The 16,435-nt window shown below is 74.3% G+C and carries 3 protein-coding genes; all 3 read left to right on the plus strand.

The annotated features are described in order from the left end of the window. Window positions 1-180 precede the first annotated feature (180 nt). The 3 genes from IG78_RS0127040 (at window position 181) to IG78_RS42730 (ending at window position 16,022) form a co-directional block, all read left to right on the plus strand. Entirely contained in the window at window positions 181-1,389 is a 1,209-nt protein-coding gene (locus IG78_RS0127040; protein WP_030567697.1) for a cytochrome P450, read from the plus strand. Window positions 1,390-1,479: 90 nt separating this feature from the next. Continuing rightward, entirely contained in the window at window positions 1,480-2,829 is a 1,350-nt protein-coding gene (locus IG78_RS0127045; RefSeq protein ID WP_030567699.1) for a serine hydrolase domain-containing protein, read from the plus strand. 113 nt (window positions 2,830-2,942) lie between these two features. Beyond that, window positions 2,943-16,022 (plus strand): non-ribosomal peptide synthetase, encoded by a 13,080-nt coding sequence (locus IG78_RS42730; protein WP_249926142.1) that lies wholly within the window; start codon window positions 2,943-2,945, stop codon window positions 16,020-16,022. Window positions 16,023-16,435 lie beyond the last annotated feature (413 nt).

Consider the following 16,435-nt stretch of genomic DNA (forward strand, 5'->3'; position numbering starts at 1 on the left):
GGCGCGGGCCCGCGACGCATCGGTGGCACACATGCCAGGACCCCGCTGTCCCCGCCCTGGCGGGCACTTCGCCCGCACCGGGTCGCACGGTGCCCACCACCCGAAGCGCCGCACGCGGCCGTTCCGCAAGAGTCCGCCCGTGGCCCCGTCCTGCCCGCGCGCCCCGTCCGAGGGAGAGAAGTGACCAGCAACGAAACGGCACAGCCGCATTTACCCTTCGCCGACCTCACCGACCGCTGGCGGTCCCTGCGTGAGACCGGTCCGGTCCGGCACGACGAAGCGCAGGGCGTGTGGCGGGTCGTCGACTACCAGGGGGTCGCCGCCGTGCTCGCCGACCAGGCGACGTACTCCTCGGACATGACCCCGATCGCCCCCACACAGGAGGACTTCGCCGCCTTCACACAGGGCAACTTCGTCGGTATGGACCCGCCGGAGCACCGCAAGTTCCGCACTCTGGTGAGCCAGGCGTTCACCCCACGCGTGGTGCACGGCCTCGAACCGCGCATAGAAGCCGTGTGCAGACGTCTGCTCGACACCGTCGCGGACCACGACAGATTCGACGTCGTCGACACCCTCGCCCACCCACTGCCGATCATCGTGATCGCCGAACTGCTCGGCATCCCGGCGGAGGACCACCCGCTGTTCCAGGAGTGGGCCGCCACCCTCTTCGGCGGCGACCAGCTCGGCGACGCGCCCGACGCCGCCGACCTGGAGCGCGCCCTCGAAGCCATCGCGCCGACCGTGCGCGAGATGCACGGCTACGTCCTCGACCACATCAGGCACCGCCGCGCGCACCCCGCCGACGACCTCATCAGCAAGCTCATAGCCGCCGATGTGGACGGAGTGCGCCTGACGGACCAGGAGATGGTCGGTTTCGTCGCCCTGCTCCTGGTCGCGGGACACATCACCACCACCGCCCTCCTCGGCAACGCCCTGGTCGCCTTCGACCAGAACCCCGGCACGCTCACCGCCCTGCGTGCCGAGCCCGACCAACTGCCGGAGGCCGTCGAAGAGATCCTTCGGCTGCTGCCGCCCTTCCCCGAACTGGGACGCCGCGTCAACCGGCCCGTGGTGCTCGACGGACACGAACTGCCCGTCAACAGCCTCGTCATGGCCCACCTGGGTGCCGCCAACCGCGACCCCGGCCGCTTCGCCGCACCCGACAGTCTCGACATCAACCGCAGCCCCAACAACCACCTGACGTTCGGGCACGGCATCCACTTCTGTTTCGGCGCGCCCCTGGCCCGCCTGGAGGCACGGATCGCGCTGCGCATGCTGCTCGACGACTACAGCGACCTCGCCATCCCCTCCTACCACGACATCACGTACCAGAACCCCGCCGTCATCGTCGGCGTGCGCCACCTGCCGGTCCAGGTCAAAAGGCCTTAGCCGCCGTACCGCGGCGCGGCCGACCTCCGCCCACCCCGCCGGTCGGCGTGTCACCTTCCACGAGCCACAGCCAACGGGAGTGCCCTTCTCATGCCGTATCCCACCGCCACACCGGTCATCGACCGGCAAGCGCCTCTCCTACGCCAGGAGTTGCAGCACCGGCTCAACAGCCTCGCCCACACCCACCGGGTGCCCGGGGCCCACCTCGCCGTGGACACCGGTACGGAAGTCATCAGCGTCCACACCGGCACGGCCGACGCCGCCACCGGCAGCGCGTACACCGCAGACACGGCCGTCCCGCTGGGCTCCGTCACCAAGGTGTACACCGCCGCCGCCGTCCTCCTCCTGGCCGACGACGGCGACCTCGACCTGGACGACGCCGTCGCCTCGTACCTGCCCGAACTGCGCGAGTTACCGGAGGTGACGGTTCGTCATCTGCTGTGCCACACCGCCGGGTTTCCGACAGGCCCGGACTCTGACACCGCGGCCCGTACCACCGTCTCGCGCTATCTGGCGGGCGTGTGCACCGCACGGGACGCGCTGTTCACGCCCGGCACCGGGTTCTCCTACTCCAACGCCGGTTACATAGCCGCCGGCCGGCTCGTGGAGCAGGTCACCGGCATGACCTGGCAGGAAGCCGTCCAGGCCCTGCTCCTCGACCCCCTGGGCACCGAACCCGCCTTCCTCGGCGACCCGGTCCCCGCCCGTCCGAGCGCGGCAGGACACGCCGTGAACACGGCGACAGGACGACTGCGTCCCGCCCACCAGAACCTGGCCCCGGTGGAGGCACCGGCCGGAGCCCTGCTGGCAAGCGCACTGGACCTGATGGACCTCGGAAGAGCCCTGGCGGGCCGGTCCGCCGTGCTCCCGCCCGACGTCGCCGCCCGCATGCGGCAGCCCGAACCCGGCGCCCTCCCGGGTGCCCTGGCGGACGCCTGGGGTCTCGGCGTCGCGCTGTTCGACCAGGACGGCCGCCGCTGGTGCGGCCACGACGGCAACGCCCAGGGCACCTCCTGCCATCTGCGGGCCGAGCCGGAAAGCGGCGTGGTCGTCGCCTTCACCGGCAACGCAGGCGGCGCCACCGCGCTGTGGCAGGACCTCGCCGACGACCTCACCCGGCTCACCGGCGTACGCGTGCCGACCGCTCCGGCACCCGCGCACCGCGGCGACCCCATCGCCCTCCCCGAGTGCGCCGGCGTGTACCACAACGGCCCCACCGAGTACCGGATCACCCTCGCCGCGGACGGTGCCCCCACGCTGTCCGTCGACGGTGACCTGCCGCTGCCCCTGGTCTGCTACCCGGACCTGTCGTGCGATCTCGTCGACCCGGCCACCGGCAAGCACGAGCCCGGCGGGCGCTTCCACCGCGACGCCGCCACCGGCGTCATCGACCACGTGCAGATCTCGGGCCGCGCCGCGCGGCGCACCGGCACCGTCTGAACCGACCGCTCCGCCGTCTTCCCGCGCCCGCGGCACCCCCACGGCCACGCCGTCGAGAGGTTCCTGCCGCACCGGCGCGCCCAGCATCGTCCCCGCTCCGAAGGACTGCCCCGATGACCGAGCCGCATGACACATCCTCTCCGGCGCCGCACCGGCCGCTCGCCGAACTGTTCGCCGCGTGGGTGACGCGCACGCCGGAGGCGCCCGCGCTGACCGACGGCCGACGGACGTGGTCCTACCGGGAACTGGCGGAGCGGATCGAGCGGCTCGCCGACGAACTCCGGCGGCGCGGTGCGGGCCCCGAGCGGACCGTGGCCCTGGTCCTGCCGCGCTCCATGGAACTCATCGCCGCCGAACTGGCCGTGGCCCGCGCGGGCGCCGCCTTCCTGCCCGTGGACCCCGACTACCCCGCCGAGCGACGCGAACTGATGCTGGGCGACGCCACGCCCGCGGTGATCCTGGACGACCCGCACCGGGTCCGTGCGGTGCTTGAGGGGTGGGGTGGTACGGGCGGGGCTTACGGTACGCGGGGTGCGTGCGGCGGGGGTGCCGATCCCGGCGGGGGTGCCGCGTACGGGGAGAACGCCGCGTACGGCAAAGACGCCGACCATGGCGGGGGTGCCGCGTACGGCGGGGGTGCCGACCCCGGCGGGGGCGCCGGGCACAGCGGGGGCGCCGCGTACGGCGGGGGTGCCGACCCCGGCGGGGGCGCCGGGCACAGCGGGGGCGCCGCGTACGGCGGAGATGCCCCGTACGGCGGAGATGCCCCGTACGGCGGAGATGCCGCGTACGGCGGGGGTGCCGACCTCGGCGGGGGCGCCGGGCACAGCGGGGTCGCCGCGTACGGCGGAGATGCCCCGTACGGCGGGGACGCCGACCCCGGCGGGGGTGCCGCGTACGGCGGGGGTGCCGCGTACGGCGGGGGCGCCGACCCCGGCGGGGGCGCCGACCCCGGCGGGGACGCCGACCACGGCGGGGACGCCGACCAAGGCAGGGGCGCCGACCGCGGTGCGGGTGCCGAGGGGGCGCGTGGCGGGGTGGTGGGCGTGCCGGGGGGTGTCGACCATGCTGCCTACGTCATCTACACCTCCGGTTCGACCGGCAGGCCCAAGGGTGTGACGGTCACGCACCGCGGCATCGCGGGCTTCGCCGCGGCGGCGGCCGAACGGTACGCGGTGGGCCCGGGCGACCGCGTGCTCCAGTTCTCCTCACCCAGCTTCGACGCCTCCGTGCTCGAACTGTTCATCTCCGTCCTGACCGGCGCCACCCTTGTGCTCCCGCCGGACGGGCCCTGGCTCGGCGACGAACTCGCCGCCGTCCTGGACGAGCACCGCATCAGCCACACCCTCATCCCCCCGGCAGCCCTCGCCACCCTGCCCGCGCCGGGCCCCGGCGGCGCACCCCACCTGCGCACGCTGATCGTGGGCGCCGAGGCCTGCCCGGCGCACCTCGTCGACACCTGGGCGCCGGGCCGCCGGATGATCAACTCCTACGGTCCGACCGAGGCCACCATCGTCGCCACCTGGACCGGACCCCTGACCGCGGGGACCGGCACCCCGACGATCGGCGGCCCGCTGCCCGGCACCCGCGCCCATGTCCTGGACGCGGAGATGCGCCCGGTGCCGCCCGGCGGCGACGGCGAACTGTTCGTGGGCGGCGACGGCGTGGCCCGCGGCTACCTCGGCCGGCCAGGACTGACCGCGGGCCGCTTCGTCGCCGACCCCTTCGGTCCGCCGGGCGCCCGCCTCTACCGCACCGGGGACCGCGCACGCCGGACCGCCGACGGCGACCTCGAATACCTCGGCCGCGTCGACCGCCAGGTGAAGGTGCGCGGATTCCGCATCGAACCCGGCGAGGTCGAGGCGGCACTCCTCGCCCATACCGGCGTCCGTGAAGCCGTGGTCGTGGTGCGCGAGGACGAGCCCGGACACCGCAGGCTGGTCGGCTACGTCACCCCCACCCACCCCGAACAGGCGCCGAAACCGTCGGAGTTGCTGGCCCGCACGGCCGCCGCCCTGCCCGCGCACATGGTCCCCGCCGCCGTCGTCGTCCTGGACGAACTCCCGCTCACCCCGCAGCACAAGATCGACCGGCGTGCCCTGCCCGCGCCCACCCGCACCCCCGCCCCGGGCCGCGTCCTGCCCCGCACCCCCGAGGAGGAGGCACTCGCCGCCATCTGGGCGGACGTCCTCGGCGTCGGCGGGCTCGGCGTGCAGGACGACTTCTTCGACCTGGGCGGCGACTCCATCCTCGCCGCCAGGACCCTGTCGCGGATCCGCGACGAACTGGGCGTCCGCCTCCTGGTACGGGACGTCTTCACCGCACGCAACGTCGCCGCGCTCGCCCCGCTGCTCGCCGACCCGGCCGCCGCCGTGGCCGCGGAGCCGATCCCGCCCGCCCCGCGCGACCGGCCGCTGCCGCTGTCCAGCGCCCAGCGGCGGCTGTGGTTCCTCGACGACCTCTCCGACGGCGGCAGCGAGTACAACACCGGCGTGGCGCTGCGGCTGCGCGGCGAGCCGGACGTGGCGGCACTGCGCCGCGCCCTCGACCGCCTCGCCGCACGCCACGACGCGCTGCGCACCACCTTCGACACCGTCGACGGGCACGGCGTACAGCGGGTGAGCGGCGAGTCCGCGCTGCCGCTGCGCACCGCCGACGTACGGGAACTGCCCGCCGACCGGCGCGCCGAGGCCGCGGAGCGGCTCCTCACCGACGAGTTGAGCCGCCCCTACGACCTGGCGGCGGGGCCGCTGACCCGGGCCCTGCTCGTCCACCGCGCCGACGACGACCATCTGCTGCTGCTCGCCCAGCACCACATCGTCACCGACGGCTGGTCGGTGGGCATCCTCACCCGGGACCTGACCGCGCTCTACCGCGCGGAGGTCTCCGGCACACCGGACGGGCTGCCCGCACCCGGCGTGCAGTACCCGGACTTCGCCGTGTGGGAGCACGAGCGGTCCGGCGAAGGGCACGCCGACGACCTCGCGTACTGGAAGCGGCACCTGACGGGCATGCAGCAACTGGACCTGCCCACCGACAGGCCGCGGCCCGCGGTGCGCACCAGCGCGGGCGCCGCGCACCGCCACCCGCTCCCCGCCGAACTGATCGCCCGACTGCGGCGGTTGGCAGGCGGGCGCGGCACCACCGTCTTCACCCTGTTCGCCGGGGCGGCGGCCCTGCTGTTCTCCCGCTACTCAGGGCAGCGGGACGTGGCCTTCGGTACCGTCACCAACGGGCGGGGCCGCCGGGACCTGGAGGACGTCACCGGATTCTTCGCCAACACCGTGGTGCTGCGCGAAGAAGTGGACGACACCCTGACCGTCGACGCCTTCGTGGAGAGCATGCGCGCGACCGTCCTCGACGCCTTCGCCCACGACGGGGTGCCGTTCGACCGCGTCGTCGAGGAACTCGCGCCGCCCCGCGACCCGAGCCGCACCCCCCTGGTGCAGGCCCTCGTCGTCCAGCAGACCGCGGGGGAGCACTCCCGGGACTGCGGCGGTGTGCGCGTCGAGGAGCACCCGCTGCCGCGCCCGGCCGCCCGCTTCGACCTGGTCCTCGAATTCTCGCCGCGGCCGGACGGGAGCTGCGAGCTGACGGTCGAGTACAACACCGACCTCTTCGGTGCGGACACCGTCGCCCGCATGACCGGCCATCTGCACCGCCTCCTCGACGGCATGGCGGAGAGCCCGCACCGGACCCTTGCCAAACTGCCGCTCCTGTCGGCGGACGAGCGGAGCACCCTGCTCGAAGCCTGGAATCCGCCCGCGCCCGTGGGGCAGCACCAGGAGCACGGCGACACGCTGCCCGCGCTGTTCGAGGCGCAGGTCGCCGCCACCCCCGACCGCACCGCCGTCCTCTGCGGACCCACCCGCCTCGACTACACCGAGGTGAACCGGCGCGCCAACCGCATCGCCCGCCGCCTCGTGGCCCGCGGCGCCGGACCCGAGACGCTCGTCGCACTGTGCCTGCCCCGCTCCGCCGACCTGTTGCCCGCCCTGTGGGCGGTCCTGAAGTCCGGTGCCGGATATCTGCCCGTGGACCCCGGCTACCCGCGCGAGCGCATCTCCTTCATGCTCGACGACGCAGCCCCCGCCCTCGTCGTGGCCGCCCGGGAGACCGCGCACGCACTGCCCGACGGCTGCGATCCGCTGCTCATCGAGGACTGCCTGGCCGACGACACCGAGGGCCCGGCAGCGGAGCATGCGTACGACACCGACCCGACCGACGCCGACCGCCTGCGGCCGCTGCTTCCTGACCATCCCGCGTACGTCATCTACACCTCGGGCTCGACCGGCCGCCCCAAGGGCGTCGTGGTCACCCACCGCACCGTCGCCACGCTCGCCGCCTGGGCGGCGGAGCGGTTCGGGCCGCGGCGCCTCGCGCACGTCGTGGCCTCCACCTCCCTCAACTTCGACGTGTCCGTCTTCGAACTGTTCTGCCCGCTGCTCGCGGGCGGCAGCGTCGAGGTCATAGCCGACCTGGCGGCACTCGCCGACGCGGACGGACCGAAGCGCGCCGGGCTCCTCAGCGGCGTGCCCTCGGTGGTCTCCAGGCTGCTCAGTGCGGGCAGTGCGGGCAGTGCGGGAGCGGGTGGTGCGGGCGGCGCGGTTCTGGAGGCCGACACCGTGGTCCTCGCGGGTGAGGCGCTGCCCGCGCAGACGGTGCGTGACCTGCGCGCGGCCATGCCGTCCTGCGAGGTGGCCAACATCTACGGCCCCACCGAGGCCACCGTCTACGCCACCGCCTGGTTCGCGGGCGCGGACGTGCCCGGCCAGGCCCCGCCCATCGGCAAGCCCGTGGCCCGTACCCGCACCTACGTCCTGGACCGGCTCCTGCGCCCCCAGCCCCCGGGCGTGACGGGCGAGCTGTACCTGGGCGGCGGCGGTCTCGCGCGCGGCTACCTGCGACGCCCAGGCCTGACCGCCACCCGCTTCATCGCCGACCCGTTCGGCCTGCCGGGGGACCGCATGTACCGCACCGGAGACCTGGTGCGCTGGTCCGCGAGCGGAGAACTGGAGTACCTCGGCCGGATCGACCAGCAGGTCAAGGTGCGCGGCTTCCGCATCGAACTCGGCGAGGTCGAGGAGGCGCTGCGCAGTTGCGCGGGCGTGGCGCAGAGCGCCGCCACCGTCCTGGAGAGCGATGGCCACCGGCGTCTCGTCGGCTATGTCGTGCCGGCCCCGGGGGCGCGCCCCGAACCGGAGGCGGTGCGCAGGACACTGGGCCGTACCCTGCCCGACTACCTGGTCCCCGCGGCCGTCGTGGTGCTGCCCGCGCTGCCGCTGAACCCCAACGGCAAGCTGGACCGAGGCCGCCTCCCGGCACCGGCGTCCGCCGGGCACACCACACGGCACGTCGCGCCCCGCACGCCCACCGAGCGGGTCCTCGCCGGGATCTGGGCGCAGGTCCTGCGCGTGGAGCGGGTCGGCGCCGACGACAACTTCTTCGCCCTCGGCGGGGACTCCATCCTCAGCATCCAAGTGGTGGCCCAGGCCCGGCAGGCGGGGCTCACGGTGACCTCCCGCGACGTGTACCGGCACCAGACGGTCGCCGCACTCGCCCGCTGCGCCGACGCCTCAGGGCCCCGCAGTACCGCGGCCCCCGCCGTCGTGCCCGCCACCGGCACGGCACCGCTGACGCCCATCCAGCGCTGGCTGTTCGACAGCGCGGGCGAACGGGCGGGCCACTTCGCGCAGACCCTGTCCACGGAGCTGACGGGCACCGTCGACGCGACGGCCCTGGAGCACGCCCTGAACGACGTCGTCGACCACCACGACGCCCTGCGCTCCCGCTTCCCCCGCGGCGACGAGCAGTTGGCAGGCGCCGGATGGCACATCGACGCACGTGTGCCGCGGCTGCGCCTCACCCGCCACACCGGCCCCGGCGCCGACATGCCGCACCTGGGCCCCTTCGACCTGGACCACGGCCCGCTGCTCCGTGCCGTCCTGCACGACCGCGGCGACGACCTGCCCGCCGTCCTGCACCTGGCCGTCCACCACCTCGTGGTCGACGGCGTCTCCTGGCGCATCCTCCTTGAGGACCTCGAACGGGCCTACCGGGCCCGCCGCGATGGCCGCGAGGGGACGGGGGCGCTGCCCGCCAAGTCCTCGCCGCTGCGGCACTGGGCCCGGCGCCTGACCGCCCTGGCCACCGAGGGCGGCTTCGACGACGAGGCGGCGTACTGGACCGGGGCCACCGCGGGCGCCGCCGTCGACCTGCCGCGGGACCGCACGGGCGCCAACACCTACGCATCGGCGCGCTCGGTGACCGTACGCCTGAACGCCGATGACACCTCCGCCCTGCTGCGCACGCTGCCGGACACCTACCGCACCCGGGTCAACGACGTACTCCTGAGCGCTCTCGGCAGGGTGCTGTGCGCGTGGACCGGCCATGAGCGCGTGCTCGTGGACGTCGAGGGGCACGGCCGCGAGGAACTCTTCGCGGACGTCGACACCAGCCGTACCGTCGGCTGGTTCACCACCCGCCACCCCGTCGCCCTCGCCGTCCCGCCGGACGCCGAGTGGGACGCCGTGCTCAAGCAGGTCAAGGAGCAGCTCCGCGCGGTGCCACGGCACGGCCTGGGCCACGACGTCCTGCGGTACCTGGCAGGGACCGGCGTGCTGCCGCAGGCGCCCGGCGCGCAGGTCAGTTTCAACTACCTGGGCCGGTTCGGGACCGGTGGCACGCCCGATGGCCTGTACGGGGGCACGTTCCGCCCCCTTGAACTGGACGCCGACCCGCTCTCCACCCGCCCCCACGCCCTCGAAGTGGTGGGCCAATTGGACGGGGAGGAGCTGGAGTTCACCTGGTTCTACTCCGCCGAACTGCACCAGGAGGCCACCGTCACCGGCCTCGCGGGGCGGTTCGCCGACGCGCTGACCGGCATCGCCCGGCACGCCGTCACCCCCGGCACCGGCGGCCGGACGCCGTCGGACTTCCCGCTGGCCGCACTCGACCAGGCGGCCGTCGACCGCATCACGGGTGATGACCCCGGTGCGGTGGAGGACGCCCACCCGCTCACGCCCACCCAGGCGGGCATGCTCTTCCACGGCCTGTCGCAGAACGACCGGCGTGTGTACTTCCAGCAGCTCTCGTTCGTCCTGGACGGAGTGGCCGACCCCCACGTGTTCGCGGCGGCCTGGCAGCAGGTCACGGACCGCACCCCGGTGCTTCGCGGCCATGTCATGTGGCAGGACGTCCCCGAGCCGCTCTTCGTGGTGCGGCGGCACGCCGCCGTCCCCGTCACCCACCTCGACTGGCGGGACCTGGGCGAGGACGAGCGCGACGCGGCACTGCGGGACTTCCTCGACCGGGACCGCGAGCGCGGCGTCGACCTGACACCGGCCCCGCTCCAGCGCCTGGCCCTCGCCCGCCTTTCCGACACCTCCGTGCGCGTGGTGTGGTCCTTCCACCACCTGATCCTCGACGGCTGGAGCCTGTTCCAGGTCCTGTCCGACGTCTTCGCCCGCCACGCCCGCCTCACCGCGGCGCCGGACGCCGACGACACCCCCGGGGAGCGGCCCGACCGGCGCCCCTACCGCGACTACGTGGCCTGGCTGCGCGAACGCGACTGGGCCGAGGCCGAACGCCACTGGCAGGACCGCCTCGCCTCGCTGAGCGAGACCACCGCGCTGCCCTACGACCGCGAGCCGCGCGAGAGCCACCACGCCGAGTCCACGGACGCGGTCCGCGTCACCGTGCCCGAGGCCACGAGCCGGGCCCTCGAAGACCTCGCGAGGACGGCGGGACTGACCCTCAACACCCTCGTCCAGGGCGCGTGGGCACTGCTCCTGAGCCGGCAGGCGGGCCGGGCGGACGTCGTCTTCGGAACCACCGTCTCGGGGCGGCCGCCCGAGCTGCCCGGCGCCGAGGACATGACCGGGCTGTTCATCGCGACCCTGCCCACCCGGGTCACCGTGGAGCGCGAAGGCACCCTGCTCGACTGGCTGCGCGACCTCCAGCGCGACCAGAGCGAGGACCGCCGCTTCGACTACGTGGCGCTCACGCGGATGAAGGCCCTCACCGAACTCCCCGAGCGGGCCGCCCTGTTCGACAGCATCGTCGTCTTCGAGAACTATCCGGTGGACGACGACCTCGCCGCCGCCCACGGCCTGCGTCTGAGCGGACTCGACGGCATCGAGACCACCAACTACCCGCTCTGCCTGGTCGCGTACCCCGGTACGGAACTGACCCTGAGGCTCGGGTACGACCCCGAGCTGTTCGACGCCGCCACCGTCGCGCGGACGGCCGAGTATCTGACGGTCCTCCTGGAGGGCATGACGACCGGCCCGGAACGCGCGCCCGCGCGGCTTCCCCTGCTCACGCCCACCCGCCGCCACCAGGTGCTCGACACCTGGAACGACACCGCCGCGCACATCCCGGACGTCACGGCGGCGGACCTGTTCGCCGCCCAGGCGCGGCGCACGCCCGACGCCCCCGCCCTGGAAGCCGGGGACGAACGGCTCACCTACGGCGACCTCGACGACCGGTCCGCTGCCCTCGCCACCCGGCTCACCGCGCTCGGCGTCACCGCCGAAGTCCCGGTCGGCGTCCTGATGGACCGGTCCGTCGCCCTCGTCGTCACCCAGCTCGCCCTCGCCCGCACCGGCGGCGTGTACGTACCGCTGGACGGCAGGGCACCGGGGGAGCGGCTGCGGCACCTGCTCACCGACGTGGGCGCGGCGCTGCTGCTCACCGACGAGGCCTGGCGGGAGCGCGCGCGGGACGTGCTGCCCGACGGCAGCGTGCTGCGCGTCGACGGCGACGGCGACGTGGACGACGGCTTCGGCGGTGCGGCGGCCCACGGGGCTTCCGGCGACGCAACGGTGGACGGGATCTCCGGCGACGCGGCGGCTTTCGGGGCTTCCGGCGCAGGGATACCCGCCGTGCCGGACATCCCCTTCGTGCACCCCGACAACGTCCAGTACCTGATGTTCACCTCGGGCTCCACCGGCGTCCCCAAGGGGGTCGCCGTGCGCCACCGGGACGTCGCCGCGCTCGCACTCGACCGGGCGTTCGCCGGGCACGAGCGGGTCCTTGTGCACTCCCCGCACGCCTTCGACGCCTCGACGTACGAGCTGTGGGTGCCGCTGCTGCACGGCGGTACTGCTGTGCTCGCGCCGCCGGAGGACCTCGACGCGGCCGGTGTGCGCCGCGCGATCACCGAGCAGGGCGTGCGGTGCCTGTGGCTGACCGCGGGGCTCTTCCGGCTGCTCGCCCAGGAGGACCCGACCTGTCTGCGCGGCGCCACCGAGGTGTGGACCGGCGGCGAGGCCGTGCCGGGCGCGGTGGTCGCGCGGGTCCTCGACGCCTGCCCCGGCCTGACCGTCGTCGACGGCTACGGCCCCACCGAGACCACCACGTTCGCCACCCGCCGCCCCTTCCGCGCCGGTGACCCGCTGCCCGCGGTGCTCCCCATCGGGCGGCCCCTCGACAACACCCGCGTGTACGTACTCGACGACGCCCTGGACCCCCAACCGCCCGGCGTGCCGGGCGAGTTGTATGTCGCGGGCGCCGGTCTCGCCCGTGGCTACGCGGGCCTGCCCGGCGCCACCGCCGGGCGCTATCTCGCCGACCCGTTCGGCCCGCCAGGCACCCGTATGTACCGCACCGGCGACATCGTGCGCTGGAGCGGCGACGGCGAACTGCACTTCGTGGGCCGCGCGGACGACCAGATCAAGATCCGTGGCTTCCGTGTCGAGCCCGCCGAGATCGAGGCCCGGCTCACGGCACACCCCGCCGTCGCCGAAGCGGTCGTGTCCCTGTACGAGCAGGAGGGGCGCAAACGCCTCGCCGCCCACCTCGTACCGGCCCCGGGCACGGCGGTACCGGCAGCGGCCGAACTGCGCGACCGGCTCGCGGCGGACCTGCCCGACTACATGCTGCCCGCCGCCTTCGTCACCGTGCCGGAACTGCCCCTGACGGCCAACGGCAAGGTGGACCGGCGCCAACTGCCCGAGCCCGACTGGGCGGCGACGGGTGACACCGCCTACCGGGCCCCGCGCGCCGGGGCCGAGCAGATCCTCAGCGAGATCTGGGCGGAACTGCTCGGCGTGGCACGTGTCGGCGCCGACGACCACTTCTTCATGCTGGGCGGCGACTCGATCCTCAGCATCCAGGTCGTCTCGCGCGCCCGCGCAGCGGGCCTCGCCCTCACCCCGCGCGACCTGTTCCGGCACCCCACCGTCGCCGCCCTCGCGGCCGCCGGCGGCACCGCCGCACCCGTCGCCGGTACCGACCCGGTGGCCGGGGACGTCGCGCTCACCCCCATCCAGCACTGGTTCCTGGACGCCGGGCCGCACCGCCCCGAGTTCTTCAACCAGTCCGTCGTCGTGGAGACGGCCGACGACGTCGACCCCGAAGCCCTGCGCAGCGCGCTCGCCGCGCTGTGGGCCCACCACGACGCCCTGCGCTGCCGCTTCGACCGGCAGGACGACGGCACGTGGCGGCAGACGTGCGCCGACGCCGGGGCCGCGGCGCCCGAGCTGCTCGCGGTCCACGACCTGTCCGGCCTGACCCCCGCGGACGCCGAGGCCGCCGAGTCCCGGCTCACGGCCGCAGCACACGCCGCCTTCCGCCTCGACACCGGGCCGCTCCTCGCCGCCCGCCTGTTCACCGGGGCCCGCCCGCGGCTGCTCCTCACGGTGCACCACCTGGTGGTCGACGGCGTCTCCTGGCGCGTGCTCCTGGAGGACCTGGACACCGCGTACCGGCAGGCGCGCGCCGGTGACGGGGTACGCCTCGCCGAGCGCACCACCTCCGTCCAGGAGTGGGCGCGCCGCCTGCGCGCGCACACGGGCGCCGGTGGCTTCGACGGCCAGCGCGCGTACTGGGAGGACGTCGCACGGCACTGCGCCGCACCGCTGCCCGTGGAGCTTGTCCACGGCGAGGGCGACGGCGGCAACACCATGGCCGACGTCCGTGAGGTCACCGTACGTCTCGACCGGCGACGCACCGACGCGCTGCTGCGCGAGGTGCCAGGCATCTATCGCACCCGGATCGACGACGTGCTGCTCACCGCCCTCGGCCGGGTCCTCGCCGGGTGGGCGGGGCGGCGGCCCTTCGCTGTCGACCTGGAGGGGCACGGCCGTGAGGACCAGTTGTTCGACGACGTCGACCTGTCGCGCACGGTCGGCTGGTTCACGTCCCTGTACCCGGTCGCGCTCGATGTGCCGGACGGCGACTGGGGCACCGCCCTGAAGGCCGTGAAGGAACAGCTTCGCTCGGTCCCCGACCGGGGCATCGGCCACGGCGCGCTGCGTCACCTGGCCGATGAGGGGCCGCTCGACGGCTCGCCCGCGGCCGCCGTCAGCTTCAACTATCTGGGCCGGTTCGGCTGGTCCGGCGGCAGCGGGGACGTCGACGACGGCGCGCTCGTGCGCTCCGTGCCCGGCGGCCTCGACGGCGCCGATGCTCCGGAGTCGGTGCGCCCGCACCTCCTCGACGTGGTGGCCCGCGTCGAGAACGACAGGCTGGAGATCACCTGGTACTACAGCCACCGACTGCACCGCGAGGAGACGATCGCGGGCCTCGCGTCCGGCATGCTCCAGGCCCTGGAAGGCGTCGTCGCCCACTGCGCCCGCCCGGACGCGGGCGGCAGGACCCCGTCGGACTTCCCGCTGGCCCGCCTCGACCAGACGGCCCTCGACCGGGTCGTGGGGGACGGCCGCACCGTCGCCGACCTGTACCCGCTGACGCCGATGCAGGCGGGCATGCTGTTCCACAGCCTCCTCGACCCGGACGGCCGCACCTACGTCAACCAGGTGCAACTGGTGCTGCGCGGCGTCACGGACCCGCACGCCCTGGCCGAGGCGTGGCAGCACACGGCGGACGCCAACCCCGTCCTGCGCACCCGCCTGGAGTGGCAGGAGACCACCGAACCCCTCCAGGTCGTGCAGCGGCGGGCCACCGTGCCCGTCACCCACCACGACTGGACCACCTGGTCCGCCGAGCGCGGCGAACAGGAGATGGACCGGCTGCTCGCCGCGGACCGCGCGGCAGGCATCGACCTCGGCACGGCACCGCTGATGCGGCTCACCTTCATCCGGCTCGCGCCGGACCGGGTGCGGATGGTGTGGACGTTCCACCACGTCCTGCTCGACGGGTGGAGCGCGGCCCAGGTCTTTGATGAGGTGTGCGAGCGCTATGCCGCCCTGACCGCGGGACGCCGACCCGAGGTTCCCCAGCGGGCGGCCTTCGCCGACTATCTGGGCTGGCTGACAGGCCAGGACACCGAGCGCGCCGAACAGTATTGGCGTACCGCACTCGCCGGGTTCTCCACGCCCACGGCGCTGCCCCGGGACCGGTGGCCCGCCGAGGCACACCGGGCGTCCTCGTCCGGTTCGGTCCGGGTGCTGCTCGACGCCGGTGTGTCGGCGCGGCTGCGGGAGACCGCGCAGCAGGCGGGACTGACCGTCAACACCATGCTCCAGGGCGCCTGGGCGCTGCTCCTGTCCCGCTACGGCGGCGGTGACGACGTGGTGTTCGGCACGACCGTCTCCGGCCGGCCTGCCGACCTGCCGGGAGTGACCTCCATGGTCGGCCTGTTCATCAACACGCTGCCGACCCGGGCGCGCGTCGACGGACAGCGGCGCCTCCTGGACTGGCTCGGCGACCTCCAGACCGCCCAGTCGGAGTCCCGGCGCCACGACTTCGTCTCCCTCGCCCAGTTGCAGACCTGGAGCGACATCCCCGGCGGCACCACCCTGTTCGACAGCATCGTGGTGTTCGAGAACTACCCGTTCGACGCGAACGCCCTGGCGCGGCACGGCCTGGCCATCGAGCAGGAACGCGACCTGGAGCCGACCAACTACCCGCTCACGGTGATGATCTCCCCCGGCGAGCAGCTCACCGTCGAACTCGGCTTCGACCCGCACTGCTTCGAGGAGTCCACGGCTCGTTCCCTGGCGGACCAGCTCCTGCACACGCTGCACGTGCTGGCCGAGGCGACGGGCACGACGCGTCTGGACGCTGTCGACGTCCTGCCGCCCGCCGAGCGGAGCCGTCTGCTGGCGGGTCCGGCCCGTCCGGGGTCGCACACCGGCTCATCGCGCAGGGTGTGGGCCCCGGCGACCTGGTCGCCCTCACCCTGCCGCGTTCGGCGGAGATGTTCCTCGCCCAGGTTGCGGTCACGAAGGCGGGCGCGGCGTTCCTGCCGGTCGACCCCGGATACCCGGAGGAGCGGATCGCGCTGATGCTGCGCGACGCTGCGCCCGCTGTGACGTTGGGCGCCAAGGAGGTCGGCGGCCTGCTCGTCGGCGTACCGGTCGACGAGCCGGGGCATCGGCCCACGGACGCCGACCGGGTGCGTCCGTTGCGGCTCGATGATCCCGCGTACGTCATCTACACGTCGGGGCGACCGCGTCCTGGCGTTCGCCACGCCCAGCTTCGACGCCTCGGTCCTCGAACTGTGCATGTCGCTGCCGCAGGGGGCGAGCCTGGTGGTGCCCCCGCCCGGCCCGCTGCTCGGCGCCGAGCTGGCGGAGGTGCTGCGTGGCGGGCGTGTCACGCACACGCTGTTGCCACCGGCCGCGCTGGCCACGCTGCCGCCGGACACGCCCGGCTCGCTGCCCGACCTGAAGACGCTGACCGTCGGAGCCGATGCGTG

Source organism: Streptomyces aureocirculatus, assembly GCF_000720475.1.
GTDB lineage: Bacteria > Actinomycetota > Actinomycetes > Streptomycetales > Streptomycetaceae > Streptomyces > Streptomyces aureocirculatus.